This window comes from Bradyrhizobium prioriisuperbiae (assembly GCF_032397745.1).
GTDB classification, from domain to species: Bacteria; Pseudomonadota; Alphaproteobacteria; order Rhizobiales; family Xanthobacteraceae; genus Bradyrhizobium_A; species Bradyrhizobium_A prioriisuperbiae.
Genome location: NZ_CP135921.1, coordinates 2,844,271 through 2,860,312 on the forward strand (window position 1 = coordinate 2,844,271; position 16,042 = coordinate 2,860,312).

The 16,042-nt window shown below is 64.3% G+C and carries 11 protein-coding genes and 1 pseudogene; 5 read left to right on the forward strand and 7 right to left on the reverse strand.

The window, feature by feature from the left end:
* From RS897_RS13395 to RS897_RS13415, 5 genes are all read right to left on the reverse strand, one after another.
* Positions 1 to 945, reverse strand: coding sequence for an acetamidase/formamidase family protein (locus RS897_RS13395; RefSeq protein ID WP_315837014.1), 945 nt, complete (start codon positions 943 to 945; stop codon positions 1 to 3).
* Between the two features lie 113 nt (positions 946 to 1,058).
* Positions 1,059 to 2,468 (reverse strand): purine-cytosine permease family protein, encoded by a 1,410-nt coding sequence (locus RS897_RS13400; protein WP_315837015.1) that lies wholly within the window; start codon positions 2,466 to 2,468, stop codon positions 1,059 to 1,061.
* Positions 2,469 to 2,573: 105 nt separating this feature from the next.
* The gene (gene chrA / locus RS897_RS13405; protein WP_315837016.1) at positions 2,574 to 3,791 is read right to left on the reverse strand and encodes a chromate efflux transporter; all 1,218 of its coding nucleotides are present in this window, start codon (positions 3,789 to 3,791) and stop codon (positions 2,574 to 2,576) included.
* A 126-nt stretch (positions 3,792 to 3,917) separates the two neighbouring features.
* A complete protein-coding gene (locus RS897_RS13410) occupies positions 3,918 to 5,714 on the reverse strand; it encodes an IS1634 family transposase (protein WP_315831529.1) in 1,797 nt (598 codons plus the stop codon).
* 165 nt (positions 5,715 to 5,879) lie between these two features.
* Positions 5,880 to 6,680 (reverse strand): MetQ/NlpA family ABC transporter substrate-binding protein, encoded by an 801-nt coding sequence (locus RS897_RS13415; RefSeq protein ID WP_315837017.1) that lies wholly within the window; start codon positions 6,678 to 6,680, stop codon positions 5,880 to 5,882.
* A gap of 240 nt (positions 6,681 to 6,920) precedes the next feature.
* Between RS897_RS13415 and RS897_RS13420 the strand changes: the two are divergent.
* The 4 genes and pseudogenes from RS897_RS13420 to RS897_RS13435 form a co-directional block, all read left to right on the forward strand.
* Positions 6,921 to 7,585, forward strand: a pseudogene (locus RS897_RS13420) (slipin family protein); the annotation flags it as partial.
* Positions 7,586 to 7,902: 317 nt separating this feature from the next.
* Entirely contained in the window at positions 7,903 to 9,558 is a 1,656-nt protein-coding gene (locus RS897_RS13425; RefSeq protein WP_315837018.1) for a L,D-transpeptidase, read from the forward strand.
* 198 nt (positions 9,559 to 9,756) lie between these two features.
* Positions 9,757 to 10,572, forward strand: a complete 816-nt coding sequence (locus RS897_RS13430) for a Crp/Fnr family transcriptional regulator (RefSeq protein WP_315837019.1) — start codon at positions 9,757 to 9,759, stop codon at positions 10,570 to 10,572.
* Between the two features lie 37 nt (positions 10,573 to 10,609).
* Positions 10,610 to 10,810, forward strand: a complete 201-nt coding sequence (locus RS897_RS13435; protein ID WP_315837020.1) for a hypothetical protein — start codon at positions 10,610 to 10,612, stop codon at positions 10,808 to 10,810.
* Positions 10,811 to 10,914: 104 nt separating this feature from the next.
* Here the strand turns inward: RS897_RS13435 and polA are convergent, their stop codons facing one another.
* Complete coding sequence (gene polA, locus RS897_RS13440) at positions 10,915 to 13,941, reverse strand: DNA polymerase I (RefSeq protein ID WP_315838632.1); 3,027 nt, start codon at positions 13,939 to 13,941, stop codon at positions 10,915 to 10,917.
* 70 nt (positions 13,942 to 14,011) lie between these two features.
* On the reverse strand, positions 14,012 to 14,902 hold the full coding sequence (locus RS897_RS13445; RefSeq protein WP_315837021.1) for a LysR family transcriptional regulator: 891 nt from the start codon (positions 14,900 to 14,902) through the stop codon (positions 14,012 to 14,014).
* A gap of 95 nt (positions 14,903 to 14,997) precedes the next feature.
* Here RS897_RS13445 and RS897_RS13450 point away from each other — a divergent pair, with 95 nt between their 5' ends.
* Positions 14,998 to 15,966: a quinone oxidoreductase family protein gene (locus tag RS897_RS13450; protein WP_315837022.1), complete on the forward strand. Its 969-nt coding sequence runs from the start codon at positions 14,998 to 15,000 to the stop codon at positions 15,964 to 15,966.
* The last annotated feature ends 76 nt before the right edge of the window (positions 15,967 to 16,042 follow it).

Genomic DNA, 16,042 nt, shown 5'->3' on the forward strand with positions numbered 1-16,042 from the left:
CTATCGTCCCGGCAGATACGCCTTGGCCAGTACGCAATGCACGCCCTTGTTGTCGTCGACCATTTGCGTGACGCGCAGGTCGGCGACCAGTGAGCACAGCGTGTAGGCATCCTGGGCGGAGAGGCCGGATGCGTCCGTGATCAGCCTGATCATGTCGCGCAGGGCCTGCTTGGCGGCATCGTCGAGATCCTGATTGAAGCCCATGGTGATCCAGGCCTCCGGCGTCTCCGCCCGCGGTGTGGTCAGGCTCATGTCCTTGCGCAGATGGAATTCGAACGTGCCGGTGAGCGCGGTCTCGATCGCGGTGAGGCACACCTCGCCGTCGCCTTGCAGGCCATGGCCGTCGCCGGCGGAAAACAGCGCGCCGGGAACGAACACCGGGAAATAGGTGGTGGTGCCGACGCCGAGCTCCTTGTTGTCCATATTGCCGCCGAATACGCGCGGCTGCACTGATGACAGCCGCCCCCACTGGCGCGCCGGTGCGACGCCAAAATTGCCGAAGAAGGGTTTCAGCGCCAGGTCCTGACCCCACGGCAGCCGCGCGATCATCCTGTCGCGGTCGAGCGGAAAATGGATTCGCCGCAGCTCCGGAAAGTCCTCGGGCAGCGTGCCGAGAAACGGCGCCTGCAGGTTCCAGCCCCAATCCGCGCGCAAGACGATGTCGAGACATCGCACCTCCAGCACATCCCCGGGCTCGGCGCCTTCGACATGGATCGGGCCGGTGAGGAAATGCGGACCCGGCCCACGCGGCGTCGCGGCGAACACGTCTTGTTGTCCCGGCACGAGAGCGAAACCGGAAGCCAGGCCGGGCATGTCTTCCGGCTCTCCGGACAACGTCTCGATGGTGACACGGTCGCCCGACGCGATCCGCAGCACGGGTGAAAGCGAGCCGTCCCACAGCCCCCATTGCACGTTGCCCGGCGTGGAGGCGAGATGGTGATGCATGGCTATTCCCGGAATGTAGCCCGGATCAGCGCAGCGACATCCGGGACCGAATTGACGTGCCTGACCCGGGTATCGCTGCGCTCACCCGGGCTACAGGCTGTCTACGAGTTCTCTCACCCCTTGCTCACCGCCACCGGCGCGGTCACCGCGCTGCGGCTGAGCACGAGGTACAGTCCGCCCGCGACCACGATGCCGGCGAGCCAGCTCAGGTCAGCGCCGCCGAGCAGTCCGGTCGAGATCGGCCCCTGCAGCGCGGGCACGAGGCCGTCCTCGAACAGCCAGCCGGCGACGAGGCCGGCCAGGAACGCGATGATCCCGCTCCAGTTGATGTCGCCATAGGCGCTGACGTCGGGCGCCTTGTAGAGTTCGGCGACGTCGATCTGGCCCTGCCGCTTGATATAGAAGTCGGCCAGCACCACGCCGGCCCACGGGCTCATCCACAGCAGCAGGCTGATCAGCCAGTTGTCGAACGCCTTGGCGAACGACGGCGCGAAGATGAAGTAGATGGTGACGATGTAGCCGGCGATGCCGACGATGGTTGCGAGGGCCACCCGTGAGAGGCGGAGCTCCATGCTCAGCGCGGCCAGCGCCGCCGAATAGACGTTCAGAATATTGGTCGCGATCGGGCCGTGCAGCACCAGCAGCAAGACCAGAATGCTGGTGGCGCCGCCGAACACCGAGGAGACCATCTTGGCCGGGTCGGTGTCCAGCGTGACGCTGGCGATGGTGGCGCCGAGGATGGCGAGCCAGACTGTCGGCACGAACATGCCGACATAGCTGTACCAGAACACGTGCTTTGACGGCACGCTGCGCGGCACGAAGCGCGAATAGTCCGAAGCCCAGGTGACCCAGGAGATGCCCCAGCCGACGCCGATCGCGGTCATCAGCAGCGTCAGCATCGCCAGATGCGCACCGGGCGGCAGTGTGCTGGTGAGGCTCCAGTTGACCACCCCGGGACGGGTCCAGGCCAGCACGCTCATCAGCACCATGATCACCACCGTCACCGGCACGGTGTATTTCTCGAAGGTGCGGATGGCATAGAAGCCGTAGATGCCGATGCCGACCTGCAGGGCCATCACCAGGGTGATGACCACGAGGTTGGCGAACCAGGTGTCGGAAATCCCGAACTGGCCGAGAATGGCCATTGAGATCTTGACCGGGAAATACGTGTTCACGCCGATCCAGCCCAGCGTCATCAGGAACATCAGCGCGCTCGGCAGGTAAGCACCCCGCCGCCCGAAGGCGGAGCGGCTCAGCACCATTTGATTGACGCCGGTCTTGTGGCCCATCACCGTGAAGGCGGCGAAGATCCCGCAGCCGACCAGGTTGCCCAGCACGATCACCGCGATGGTCTCCCACAGGCCGAGCTTGAGCACGATGCCGAGCGCGCCCAGCGCCCAGTTCACCGGCGCGATGTTGGCGCCCGCCCAGATCCACATCTGCTGCGGCCCGGTGGAATCCCGTCCCGAATCGGGGATCGGCTGAATGTCGTGATCGTCGGCTCTGACTTCTGGAGTGCTCATGATCGCCCCCGCTTCGTTGCATCGTCGCCCGCGCCTGTCTGCGTGGCAGGAGCGAAGCAAGAACCGTGCCCGAGGGGCGGGAGATCATGCGGCCAACGGGCTTCCTCAGAGCAGTTTCACCACCGCACCGGCAGCGGCCAGCACCACCACCACGATCCAGGGCGGCGCCTTCCACACCGTGAGCAGCAGGAAACCCGCAAGCACCAGCACGAAGTCGCGCGGCGAAAGCACGGCGCTGGTCCACACCGGGCTGTAGAGCGCCGCACTGAGAATGCCGACCACGGCCGCATTGGTGCCGCGCATCGCCGCCTGCGCTGAGGGGCGCAGCCGCAGCGCATCCCAGAACGGCAGCGTGCCGTACACCAGCAGCAGGCCTGGCAGGAAAATCGCGACCAGCGCAATCGCAGCACCGATGAGGCCATTCGGCGCAGGTCCCATCACCGCGCCGAGATAAGCCGCGAATGTAAACAGGGGTCCCGGCACCGCCTGCGCCAGGCCGTAGCCGGCGAGAAACGCTTCGCTGCCCACCCATCCCGGCGTCACCACCTCGGCCTGCAGCAGCGGCAGCACCACATGGCCGCCGCCGAACACCAGCGCGCCCGCGCGGTAAAAGGCGTTGAACAGCGTGATAGTCTGATAACCCGTTGCCTGCCCGATCAGGGGCGGAACCACGAACAAGGTTGCGACCAGTGCCAGCGCCCATGCGCCACGGCGGCGCGAGACCGGAAAGCTCAGGTGACCGACAGGCGCCGTCGTTTGTGTCCGACACAGCCAGAGGCCAGCAACGGCACCAAGCGCGATTGCGCCGATCTGACCGAGTGATCCACCGGCGAATGTCACCATCGCCACTGCCGCCAGCGCAATCCCGGCGCGTTCGCGGTCAGGCGTGAGGCTTTTCGCCATGCCCCAGATCGCCTGCGCCACCACTGCAACCGCGACGAGCTTCAGCCCATGCAGGGCGCCTTCCGCGATCGGGCCGGTGAAGGCGGCCGCCCCCAGTGCGAATGCAACCAGGATGATGGCCGACGGCAGGGTGAAGGCGGTCCATGCGGCGAGGCCGCCAAGCAGGCCATTGCCGCGAAGCACCCCCAGCGCGAAGCCGGTCTGGCTGGACGCCGGTCCGGGCAGGAACTGGCACAGCGCCACCAGATCGCCATAAGCGGCCTCGTCGATCCAGCACCGCCGCGTCACCAGTTCGTCACGGAAATAGCCGAGATGGGCGATCGGCCCGCCGAACGACGTCAGGCCGAGCTTGAGGAAAGTCACAAAGACCTCAGTGGCACTGCCTGCCGGCTTGTCTGGTGTTGCGTGCTCTGACCCCATGATCGCCGACCGATATCGGGAAACGATCACAGAGCCAAGCGCGACGGTGTGGGATGCAGCCTGATCTTAGCCCGTCTTCGCGGATTGGCGGGTTTTTGAAGGGTCGACATCAGCCAGATCAATGGCTTAGCTCGAAAGGTCTTCACTACAGCGGCTGGCTTGGTTGACGGCGGCTGTGGTGATCCTGGGCGGCGGTTGCGGTGGCAGCCGGAGCTTCAGCCGATCAATCAGGAGCTGCAGTTCCGGTTCGGGATGGGTGTAGCGGGTGAGCAGGATCTCGCGCCCATCTGTGGTCGGCAGATGGACGTCGATCATCTGGATGGCGGCGAACTTTTCGAGCGCGCGACGTGCGGTCAAGCCCGATGCGAGGGCATGAAGCCGGCGCGTCAGCGTGACCTGCATGCAGTAGGCCAGGAAGGCGATGAAGATGTGGGCCTCGATCCGGACCTCGTCTTGATGGAACACCGGACGAATCGCCAGGTCGCCCTTGAGATTGCGGAACGCTTCTTCGACGGCAACGAGTTGGACGTAGTATTGCCAGAGCTGGGCGGGGTCATTGTCGGCGAGGTTGGTGCGCAGCAGATAACGGCCTTCGCGACGTCGGGTCTTTCTCAATCTGTTTCGATTGAGTGCGAAGCTGAAGCTCGGGCGCTGCTTGTCGATCTCGATATCGACCAGACGCCAGGCCGCCGGCGCTTTGGATCGCGCGCCGCCAAGCTTCATCAGCAATTCTTCGCGCGTGATCTCCATCGCATCGATTTGCCTGAGCCGTTTCCACAACCACTTCAGCTGCCGCCGGCGCATCGCGCGTTCCTTACTGATCCGATCGGCGCTTTGAGCGAAGACGTAGAGCTCACCGTCCTCGGACAACAATTTGACCTGCACGCCCTCCCGCGCGTCCTGCCAGGGCTTGTCCAGCAGATGCTTCTCCAGCCGGTTCAGGCGTCCCTTCGGCGTACCGACCAGATATTGCACTGGCGGATCGCTGTGGCGCATTTCGGCCAGCACGGCCTCGGTCGGCACGCCACGATCCATCACCCAGACCCGGCGCGCCTTGCCGTATTGCTGCTCGATCTTGGCAAGGAACATCCGCAGTGTCTTGTTGTCAGCGGTGTTGCCGGGCAGCACCTCGTAAGCCAACGGCAAGCCATCGGGCGTCACCACCAGCGCGATTACCACTTGCGGGCAATCCGGCCGCTTGTCGCGGCTGTAGCCGTGGCGGCGCTTGCTGCCTTCCGGCAAGTCCGATGCGTTGACCTCGAAGTAGCTGCTGGTCAGATCGTACAGCAGCACGTCGAAGTCGGCATTGAACAAATCGCGCCAACGCCCGACCAGATGCGAGAATAGCGCCTCCTTATGCGCGAGCAGCAGATCGTGGCAGGCATAGAGTTTGTGCTCTTCCGCGAGGCCGAAGTCTGCTCCCAGAAGATCGGCCATTGCGCTCTGACCGAACCATTGCCGATGCAGCCGCCACTCGCTGCCCGGCGCGATCAGCCGGTAGGTTGCCAGCACCTGCAGGATCTGGTCCCACCTCGTCTTCTTGCGGCTTGGCGGCAGCCGCTCTGCCCAGAACCAATCGAGCTGAAGCTCCTGCCACAACTGTCCGGCCAGCCAGCAGGCGCCCCATTGCCGCGGACGTCGAAGCTGCATCTCGGACAGGCGTAGCTGGACGATCGACGCATCGCCCGCGATCGCCTCGCATCGATCTTCCGGAAACAGCGACAACGTTCGCGCATGTCCGGCGTCTTCGTCGAGCACGTCGATCGCCTTGCGCCACGCCGCTGCCTGCGAGGAATTGATCTCACCGAGATACAGCACATGCCGCTGCACCACTCGCCCGTTATCGAGACGCTTGTTCTCGACAACGTTCCAGTAGCTGTGCGTCTTGCCGTTCTTCTTTCGCTCGGTGCGTCGCAGGAACATGGCGCTGCGAATCTATCCGCACCGTCACGTCATTGGGAATCCGGTAGGTCTTCACTACAGCCGTTTTCGGCCGATTCCGGACACCTCACCCTTTGCAGATCAAAGACTTAGCTCGCCAAAAAATCGCAAAATCGCGATTTTCCAGCGCGAATCCGCGAACTCGGGTTAGCTGCCAAACCCCGCCGGAATGAATGCCGGCAGCTTGTCCTGGATGAATTGCTTCACCTCCGGTGACTTGAACACCGCGATGAAGGCCTTCAGCCGGGGATCGTCTTTCTTGTCCTCGCGCGCGGTGAAGCGCAGCACCAGTTCGTCGTCGATGGTGCTGTCGAGCACCAGCGCGGATTTGGGATCGCCGCCGGCGGGGATCAAATAAGTGACATTGACCAGTGCCAGCGAGACGTCGTCGAGCGAGCGATAAGTCTGTGCCGGATCGAGTTCGACGATCTTCAAGTTCTTCGGATTATCGATGATGTCGAACTTGCTCACCGAAAAGCCCTTGCCCGGGGCGAGCTTGATCAAGCCGGCCCGCTCCAGCAGGATCAGCCCGCGTGCACCGTTCAGTGGCTCGTTGGGGATCGCGACGCTGTCGCCCGACTTGATCTCGTCCAGCTTCTTGATCTTCTTCGAAAACAGCCCCACCGGTGCGATCACGCCCACCTTGTCGACCTGCACCAGGTTGAAGCCGCGCGTCTTGTTCTGCACGGCGAGATAAGCGCCGTGCTGGAACAGGTTCGCGTCGGCGGCCTTGCTGCTGACGGCCTCGTTGATGGCGATCCAGTCGGTCAGTTCGGTCACCTTGACGTCGATGCCCTTCTCCTGGGCGAGCTTGGCGGCGAAGCCGGCCAACTGCCCGATCGGCCCCGCGCTGGTCGTGATCTTCAGCGGCTCGTCGGCGGCGGCCGCGGTCGTCAGAGCCAGCAGCACGCCGGCGGTGCGCGCGAGTCGAAGCAGTGTCGTTGTCATGGTCGATCCATCTCTCCGGAAAATATCGACGAAGTATAGAGGAGACGATCGCGGGAATAACGAGATCGATATTTTTTTAGCGCTCGCCGTCTTGAACGAAACCGTGCGGTGACGGGCGCGGAGGGAGATTGAAACGACCGGTGGAGAGATTTCATCTGCGGCAGGACGTCGGCGCGAGATTTCATTCTCGGCGAGAGGTGATCACCTCAGCGCATTCCGTGTCATGTCGAGGGTCGGATGATGGAGCGCCTCGCACCCGGACGGCACGCTTATTGGAGTGTCGGCCGCAAGGTCGAGGTCCGTCGTTTCGACCTGCGGCCGCAGCCGGTGGAGATCACCGCGCAGGAGATGCTCACGAAGGATCGCATCGCGCTGCGCGTGACGCTGACCGCATTCCGCCGGATCGTTGATCCGGAGCGTGTGGTGGCGTCGGTGCCGGATGTCGATGCGTGGCTCTATCGCCTGACGCAGTTCGCGATCCGTGAGGCCGTGGCCGGCCGCACCCTCGATGAGGTGCTCTCGGCCAAGGCCGCGCTCGATGCGGAGCTCCGCTCCTATGTCGAGGCAAGGGTTGCGGACAGCGGCATCGAAGTCACGGAGCTCGGCGTCAAGGACGTGATCCTGCCCGGCGAGATCCGTGAGCTGGTCAACAAGGTGGTGGAGGCGGAGCGGGTCGCGAAGGCGAACCTGATCCGCCGCCAGGAAGAGACCGCGGCGACGCGATCGCTCCTGAACACCGCCAAGCTGATGGAGGAGAACCCGTTGCTTCTGCGCTCAAGGAACTGGAGTCGCTGGAGCGCGTGGTCGAGAAGGTTGGCCGGATCGATCTCCATGCCAGCCAGGGCCACGGCCTCGACGCCCTGCTTACCGGGCTCGTTCGCCTGAAGGTGCCGGAGAGTGCGTGAGACCGGTGCATGACGAACCAGAGGGCCGCCCATGGGCGGCCCTTTCCGCTCATGCAAGCCGCAAGTCCGCTGCTCGTTCATAAATCCGTCGCGTGAAATGAGAGGCGCAAGCCGGCATGTCCGCCAGGGGTCGGCGCCAGCCGCGCGCCGCCCTTCCTCCCGTGCGGCCCGTCGTATATGAGACATTGACCACCGGAATCTGCCGATGATTCCCTGAATCAAATATCCGGCATCACCGGCATCATCGGTGGCGGCAGTTTGTTAATTCAATAATTGCAACCTGACACATGATCGACGCATTCCAACCAGGGTATCGCATGGCTAATCGACTGATGACGGCGCAATCCAGGGTGGCGATGCGGTCTTGGGGGCTTCCGGGCCTTGTGATGCTGGCGGCGATGGCCGCACTCCCGGCGCTGACCGTCGACGCCGCGGCGAAACAGGGCCGCCGTGCACAGGTCACCGAGGCGACGGCGCCGCGCGAGGCTGGTGATCCGATCATGGCGATCGTGTCGATCAAGAGCCAGCAGGTCACGATCTACGATGCCGACGGCTGGATCAAGCGCGCGCCGGTGTCGACCGGGGTCAAGGGCCGCGAAACGCCGGCCGGCGTCTTCGCCGTCATCGAGAAGGACAAGGACCACCATTCGACCCTCTATGACGATGCCTGGATGCCGAACATGCAGCGCATTACCTGGAACGGTGTCGCCCTGCACGGCGGGCCGCTGCCCGGCTATGCCGCCTCGCACGGCTGCGTGCGGATGCCCTACGAGGTCGCGGAAAACCTGTTCGACAAGACGTGGATCGGGATGCGGGTGATCATTTCGCCCGAAGACGCCGCGCCCGTCGATTTTTCCCACCCGGCGCTGTTCGTGCCGAATGCGCAGGCCGTCGCCGCGGCTCCGGAGCGCGCCCGGACGCTCGCCCGGGAGTCGGAGGAGGCCAGCAGGATTGCAGGCGAGGCGAAGAAGGCCTCCGCTGCGGCGTCGCGCGAGGCCGCGCCGTTCACCGCGGCGTCGCTGCGCAAGCTGGAGCAGGCCAAGACCCGTGCCGACGCCGAGCTCGCGTCTGCCGACAGGGTGCTTGCCGCCGCCAAGGCGGAGCAAGCCAAGTCGGATCAAGCCAGGACGGATCAGGCTGGAACTGACCCGGCCAGGATCGACAAAGCCAGGACCGAGAAAGCCACGCGGGCCGAAGACGCGAAGCAAAAGGCTGCCACGAAGGCCGCGGATGCGACGACACGGTTCGAGACCGCCAGGGCCGACAGCACCTCGAAGCTCGACGCCGCCGCAGCCGCCAAGGACGCCGCCAAGGCGGCGGAGACCAGGAAGGCCGACACCGCCAAGGCGGCGACCGAGGCGAAGCTCGCGATCGAGCCGGCCTCCGTCTACATCAGCCGCGCCACGCAGAAGCTCTACGTGCGCCGCAACACCCACAAGCCGTGGCCCGATGGCGGCGAAGTGTTCGATTTCTCCATCGAGGTCCCCGTCACCATCCGCGATCCCGATCAGCCGATCGGCACCCATGTGTTCACGGCCATGGCGCGCAACGATGCCGGCCTGCGCTGGAGCGTGGTCACCATCGACAACGGCGACACCGCCAGAAACGCGCTCGACCGCATCACCATCCCGCAGGATGTGCTCGATCGCATCGGGCCGACCGTCTTGCCACGCTCCTCGATCATCGTCTCGGACGAGCCGCTGAGCAGCGAGACCAATTATCGCACCGAGTTCGTCGCGGTGCTGAACAACCAGCCCCAGGGCGGCTTCATCACGCGCAAGCCGACAGTCAACAATGTGCCGATGGCGAGCCGGGACGACGACGGCTTTGGTTTTTTTGCCCCTGGCTGGGGCCCCCAACCGGGCTATTCGCGCCGGCGCGGCGGCCAGTATGGTGGTCAATACGGCGACCCGTACGGCAACCAGTATGGCCGCCAGGATTTCTTCCCTCAGGCGCAGCAGGGCTCGTGGTAAGGCGCGGCCCGCCCCGCGCCCTGCGACTGGTGGATTGCCGAAGCCTCCGCCCGGGGTAAAATTGATTTTGTTGCGGCTGATCGTCGACCCGGACGGTTGTCATCCGACGTCGATAATCAGGACACGAGATATCCGGCACCCGAGATATCCGGCCGAGTCTGACCGGTCAAGTCTGACGGTGTCACGCGGAGACGTATGATGGAGCCCCTCCACGCAGGTCTTTCGACCATCCTCGACCGCATCGTCGACAGGGCGGCGGACAATCTGCGGATAGCAAAGATCTTCATTCAGATGGGGCTCGATCCCAACAACATCACGTCCGACATACTGTTGAACCGGCTGCAGGAGATCGTGCTGGCCAACATCACCCTCGCCAACATGTTTGCCCTGCTTGGCGCGACCTTCTTCGTCGCCACCCTGCTGATGCGGACAATGGTGCCGTTGCGCATCGCCAACATGTGCGGCTCGACATTTTTCGTCGCCTTCGGCGCTCTCTCCGGCAATGTCGCGACGTTTCTGCTGTATCTGCTGCTGCTGCCGATCAATGCCCTTCGTCTTCGCCAGATGCTGAACCTGATCAAGAAGGCGCGTGTCGCGGCGGCGGGCGACATGTCGATGGAATGGCTCAAGCCGTTCATGACCGAGCGCCGCTACCGCCATGGCGACAGGCTGTTCAAAAAAGGGGACCTCGCGAACGAGATGTTCCTGACGGTCACGGGCAAATTCCTGGTCAAGGAAATCGACGTCGAGCTTCCGCCCGGGCGCCTGATGGGAGAGCTTGGCTTCCTCACCCCCAACAAAAGCCGCACCGCGACCGTCGAATGCATCGAGGACGGGCAGGTCCTGTCCATCACCTATGACAGGTTGCTCGAAATCTACTTCCAGAACCCGCAGTTCGGTTATTACTTCCTCGTCCTGACCAGCCAGCGTTTGATGGAAAACATCGCGCGGCTGGAGACGATTGTCGAACACCAGCAGGCCGAGCGTCCGCCTGCCACGGACGATATCGGGTGAGTCCTTTGGTTGCGCCGAATGAATCTGAGGAGCGCCTATGCCGACCAGAAGTGTCGTACGGACGGATGTAGGTAAGCTGAAGGCCCTGCGAGCAGCGGCTCGCCTCGGCGCCGACGCGCTGGATCGCGGCGAATTCAAAGAATTCAAGAACGCCGAGGATCTGCAAATCTATTTGAACGACGTTTCGGAAAAGGTCATTTCCGCAACAGCTCAGGCGCGGGGTGGATTAGCCAAGTAGCCCGCATGAGCGAAGTGATATGCGGGGCGCAGGATGACTAAAGCCCGGATGTCGCTTCGCTCATCCGGGCTACACGAGCTGTCATGGACGGCGGAAAGGCGCCCTCAATGCGCCTCGTCCCAATTATGCGCGGCCCGCGCGTCCACATGCAGCGGCACCGACATCACCACGGCCGGGAACGGTGCGTCCTGCATCACCCGCTGCACCACGGGCAGGGTCTTCTCCACTTCGTTGTCGGGCACTTCGAAAATCAGTTCGTCGTGCACCTGCAGCAGCATCTGGGCCGAGAGTTTCTTGGCGGCCAGCGCGTCTTCCATCCGGATCATAGCGCGGCGGATGATGTCGGCGGCGGAGCCCTGCAGGCGGGCGTTGATGGCGGCGCGTTCGTTGAAGGCGCGGTGCGAGGGGTTGGGTGAGCGGATATCGGGATAGTGGCATTTGCGCCCGAACAGCGTCACCACATAGCCGTGCTCGCGGCAGAAGTCGCGGGTCTGGTCCATGTAGGCGCGGATGCCGGGGAAACGTTCGAAGTATTTCTTGATGTAACTGGAGGCTTCCTCGCGCGGAATGCCGAGCTGGTTGGCGAGGCCAAACGCCGAGATGCCGTAGATGATGCCGAAATTGATCGCCTTGGCACGGCGCCGCACTTCGCTCGGCATGTCCTTGATCGGCACGCCGAACATTTCCGACGCCGTCATGGCGTGAATATCGAGGCCGTCCTGGAACGCTTGTTTCAGTGTGGGGATGTCGGCGATCTCGGCCAGAAGCCGCAATTCGATCTGCGAATAGTCGGCGGAGACGAGTTTATGCCCCGGTATCGAGATGAAGGCGCGGCGGATCTTGCGGCCGTCTTCGGTGCGCACCGGAATGTTCTGCAGGTTCGGTTCCGACGACGACAGCCGCCCCGTGGTGGTGGAGGCCAGCGAATACGAGGTGTGAATGCGGTTGGTCTGCGGATGCACGAAGGTCGGCAGCAGATCCGTGTAGGTCGATCTCAGCTTGGTGACGCCGCGCCATTCCAGGATCTTTTTCGGGAAGTCGTGGCCCTGCTCGGCGAGCTCGTCCAGGATCGAGGCCGAGGTCGACCACGCGCCGGTCTTGGTCTTGCTGCCGCCGGGCAGGCTCATCTTGCCGAACAGGATGTCGCCGAGTTGTTTGGGGCTGCCGGGATTGACCGGCTCGCCGGCCATCTCCTGGATCTCCGCTTCCAGCCGCGCTGCCGTCTGCGCGAACTCGCCGGAGAGACGCGACAGCACCTGGCGGTCGATCGAGATGCCGCGCCGCTCCATGCGGGCCAGCACGCTCGCCATCGGCCGTTCCAGCGTCTCGTACACGGTGTTCATACGCTCGGCGACCAGGCGCGGCTTCAGCACCTGCCACAGCCGCAGTGTCACGTCGGCGTCTTCGGCGGCGTATTCCGTCGCCTTTTCGATCGGCACATGGTCGAAGGTGATCTGGTTCTTGCCGGAGCCGGCGACCTCACTGAAAGCGATCGGCTGATGGCCCAGCCATTTTTCCGACAGCGGATCCATGCCATGGGCGCCGCGCCCGGCATCGAGCACATACGACATCAGCAGGGTGTCGTCGATCGAGGTCACCGCGATGCCATGCTGCAGGAACACCAGCGCATCGAACTTCAGGTTCTGCCAGATCGTGAGCACGCCCGGGTCTTCCAGCAGCGGCTTGATCAGCGCCAGCGCGTCCTGCGGTTTCAACTGGTCGGGCGCCAGGCCGCCGGCAAACAGGCCCGCGCCGTCGCCGCCCTGCTTGTGGATCAGCGGCACATAACAGGCATCATTGGGCCCGAGCGCCAGCGAGAAGCCGCAGAGCTCCGCCTGCATCGGATCGAGGCTGGTGGTCTCGGTGTCGACGGCGACATGGCCCAGCGCCTTGGCGCGGGTCACCCAGGTTTTCAGCTCGTCCAGGGTGCGGACGGTGGCGTATTTTTTGGGATCGATCTTGCTTGCATGTCCGGCGGCCGCGCGGGCCGCGGCGAAGGCCTGCGGTGTCAGCACGTTGCTGCCGGGCGCAGCAGTCGGCTTCGACGCCGGGGATTGCTTGTCTTGCCGGTTGTCTTGCCGATTATCCTGGCCGCCCTCGAAGGCAAAGCCCGGCGCGGCGCCGCCCTGCGGCACTGACGCCGCGGCCGAGGCGCTTTTCAGCCGGTCTTCCGCGGCGATGTCGGCGGGGTTGATTTCGGAATAATCCGCGACCCGCTTGGTCAGGGTGGTGAATTCCATCGCCTTGAGGAAGGCGATCAGCTTGCGCGCATCCGGATCGTGCACCGCGAGGTCGTCCAGCGGCACGTCCAGCTTCACCTTGTCGTCAAGCTGCACCAGCTTTTTCGAAATCCGCGCCTTCTCCGCGTTCTCGATCAGCGCCTCGCGCCGCTTCGGTTGCTTGATCTCGCCGGCGCGCTGCAACAGGGTTTCGAGATCGCCGTATTCGACGATCAGCTGCGCCGCGGTCTTGATGCCGATGCCGGGCACGCCCGGCACGTTGTCGACGGAGTCGCCCGCCAGCGCCTGCACCTCGACCACCTTCTCCGGCGGCACGCCGAATTTCTCGATCACCTCGGGAATTCCGATGCGGCGGTCCTTCATGGTGTCGTACATCATGACGCGCTCGCTCACGAGCTGCATCAGGTCCTTGTCGGAGGAGACGATGATGGTGGTGGCGCCGCGCTGGTCGGCCTCACGCGCATAGGTGGCGATCAGATCGTCGGCCTCGAAGCCGCCCTGTTCCAGGCACGGCAGGTCGAATGCCTTCACGGCTTCACGGATCAGCGCGAACTGCGGGATCAGGTCCTCCGGCGCCGGCGGCCGGTGCGCCTTGTAGTCGGGATAGAGCGTGTTGCGGAAAGTGATTTCCGACTTGTCGAAAATGATCGCCAGATGCGTCGGCTGGTTATCCCTCGGCATGTCGCGCAACAGCTTCCACAGCATGTTGCAGAACCCGAGCACGGCATTGACCTGCATCCCGTCCGACTTGCGGTTCAGCGGCGGCAGCGCGTGATAGGCGCGGAAGATGTAGGACGAACCGTCGACCAGGAAGAGATGATCGCCCTTCTTGAGGGCAGGCGTCTTCAGGGCGGCGGGGGAGGCGGTGGCCGTAGAGGTGCTTTTCGACATGGCCGCAATGTAGGGATTTTTGCCGCCCTTGACACCTGCTCCCGGCCGGCTGCGCACCGGAATCTTTTGGCTATTTGACGGCCTTCATGCAGTCCGCCAGGAACTCCATCACCGCGCGGACCGCGGGCGCATGGCGCAGGTCGCGGTGGACCACGAGCCACACGTCGCGGCTGACCGGCTTCTGCGCCACCTTATAGCGCGCAAGCAGCGGATCGCGGTCGCCGAGAAAATGCGGCAGGGCGGCGAGGCCGACACCGGCGCGTGCGGCGGCCGCCTGATTTTCCAGGTCGTTGGTGCGCAGCACGATCTCATTGCCGCCGGCGATCACCTTCAGCCATTTCTGCTGTGCCGTGTCGCCCATGATGATCTCGTCATAGGCGATATACGCAAACGCATGCGGTGGCGTTTCCTTCAGATAAGCCGGCGCGCCGTACAGGCTGAAGCCGAAACTGCCGACCTTGCGTGCGATCAGTCCCGGCTCGGCAGGGCGCGCCAGGCGCAGTGCGACATCCGCCTCGCGCCGGCTGAGCGAGGCGCTGCGCTTCTCGCCGATCAGCTTGATCCGGATGCGGGGATGACGCTGCCGCAGCCGAACGAGCTGCGGCGCGATGATCGCATTGGCCAGCGACGGCGGCGCGCTGATCGCCACCTCGCCGCTGATGCCGGGTTTCGCCGCCTGTGCCGCACGACTCACCGCAAAGGTCGCTTCCTCCATGGGTGCGGCGATCCCGGCGATGCGCTGGCCGTCGTCGGTGAGCGTGGTTGTGCGCGACCTGCGGTCGACCAGTTTCAAGGCCACTGAGGCTTCCAGCGCGGCGACCCGGCGGGCCACGGTCGCGTGATCGACGCCGAGCGCGCGGGCTGCCGCGGACAGTGTGCCCTCGCGGGCCAGCACCATGAAGTGGTGCAGGTCTTCCCAGTCGAGGTTGTCGCGGTCGAGCCGCTTCCCGGAAGCCGACATGTGCAAATTCTCACATCAAAAGTGAAGATATGGGCAATTTCGCATATCTCGCCGGAGTTCCATAGTCGTCCTGTCGACGAACAGGAGCCATTGTCATGATCCATGCCATCCGATTGAAGGCGCCGGGAGGCGCCGACCAGCTCGAAGCCGTGACCATTGAATTGCCACCGCCAGCACGGGGCGAGGTTCGCATCCGGCAGACCGCAATCGGGGTCAATTTCCTCGATATCTATCAGCGCCGGGGAGAATACGCGCTGCCGGATGGCATTCCCGGCGTCGAGGCGGTCGGTGTCGTCACCGCGGTCGGCGCGGATGTCATCGGGCTTCGCGCCGGCGACCGCATCGTCTATGCGGGGGCGCCGGTCGGGGCCTACACCTCGGAGCGCAACCTGCCGGCCTGGCGCGGTGTCAAGCTGCCGGACGGGCTGTCCGACGAGGCGGTGGCGTCGGTGTTCATGAAGGGCATGACCGCGTACATGCTGCTTCATCGCATCTATCCGGTCGGCCGCGGCACCACCATCCTGGTGCACAGCGCAGCCGGCGGGCTGGGACAACTGGTGACGCCATGGGCGACTCATCTCGGCGCGACGGTGATCGGCACCGTCAGCTCGGATGCAAAGGCTGCCATCGCCCGCACGAGTGGTGCACAGCACGTCATTGTCGGACGCGATGCCGATTTCGCCGGCGAGGTGGCGAAACTGACCGACGGCCGCGGCGTCGATGCCGCCTATGACGGTGTCGGCGGCACGACACTTGCGAAGACACTGGCCTGCGTGCGGCCGTTCGGTGTGGTGGCGAGCATCGGCCAGTCCGGCGGCCCGATTCCGCCCATCGATGTCAGCGAACTCGGTCCACGCCGCAGCATCATGCTCGGGCGCCCCAGCATCATGGGCTATGTGAACAATGCCGACGATTATCACGCTGCCGCGCAGGCCGTGCTGGCGGCGCTTGCGGAGGGCGTTTTGCAGGGGAAGGGCAAGCCATATCGCCTGAGCGAGGCTGTGCAGGCTCATATCGACCTGGAAGCCGGCCGAACCAGTGGCGCGCTGATTTTGGTGCCGTGAATCATCCCCACAGCGTCATTGCCGGGCTTGACCCGGCAATCCAGCTTTCGTCACAACGTGCGTTGGGCGCTGAAGC

Excerpts from the sequence above, each read along its gene's own strand:
- RS897_RS13395 (WP_315837014.1), bottom strand. The coding sequence starts at position 945 with ATGCATCACCATCTCGCCTCCACGCCGGGCAACGTGCAATGGGGGCTG.
- RS897_RS13400 (WP_315837015.1), bottom strand. The coding sequence starts at position 2,468 with ATGAGCACTCCAGAAGTCAGAGCCGACGATCACGACATTCAGCCGATC.
- chrA (WP_315837016.1), bottom strand. The coding sequence starts at position 3,791 with ATGGGGTCAGAGCACGCAACACCAGACAAGCCGGCAGGCAGTGCCACT.
- RS897_RS13410 (WP_315831529.1), bottom strand. The coding sequence starts at position 5,714 with ATGTTCCTGCGACGCACCGAGCGAAAGAAGAACGGCAAGACGCACAGC.
- RS897_RS13415 (WP_315837017.1), bottom strand. The coding sequence starts at position 6,680 with ATGACAACGACACTGCTTCGACTCGCGCGCACCGCCGGCGTGCTGCTG.
- RS897_RS13425 (WP_315837018.1), top strand. The coding sequence starts at position 7,903 with ATGGCTAATCGACTGATGACGGCGCAATCCAGGGTGGCGATGCGGTCT.
- RS897_RS13430 (WP_315837019.1), top strand. The coding sequence starts at position 9,757 with ATGGAGCCCCTCCACGCAGGTCTTTCGACCATCCTCGACCGCATCGTC.
- RS897_RS13435 (WP_315837020.1), top strand. The coding sequence starts at position 10,610 with ATGCCGACCAGAAGTGTCGTACGGACGGATGTAGGTAAGCTGAAGGCC.
- polA (WP_315838632.1), bottom strand. The coding sequence starts at position 13,941 with ATGTCGAAAAGCACCTCTACGGCCACCGCCTCCCCCGCCGCCCTGAAG.
- RS897_RS13445 (WP_315837021.1), bottom strand. The coding sequence starts at position 14,902 with ATGTCGGCTTCCGGGAAGCGGCTCGACCGCGACAACCTCGACTGGGAA.
- RS897_RS13450 (WP_315837022.1), top strand. The coding sequence starts at position 14,998 with ATGATCCATGCCATCCGATTGAAGGCGCCGGGAGGCGCCGACCAGCTC.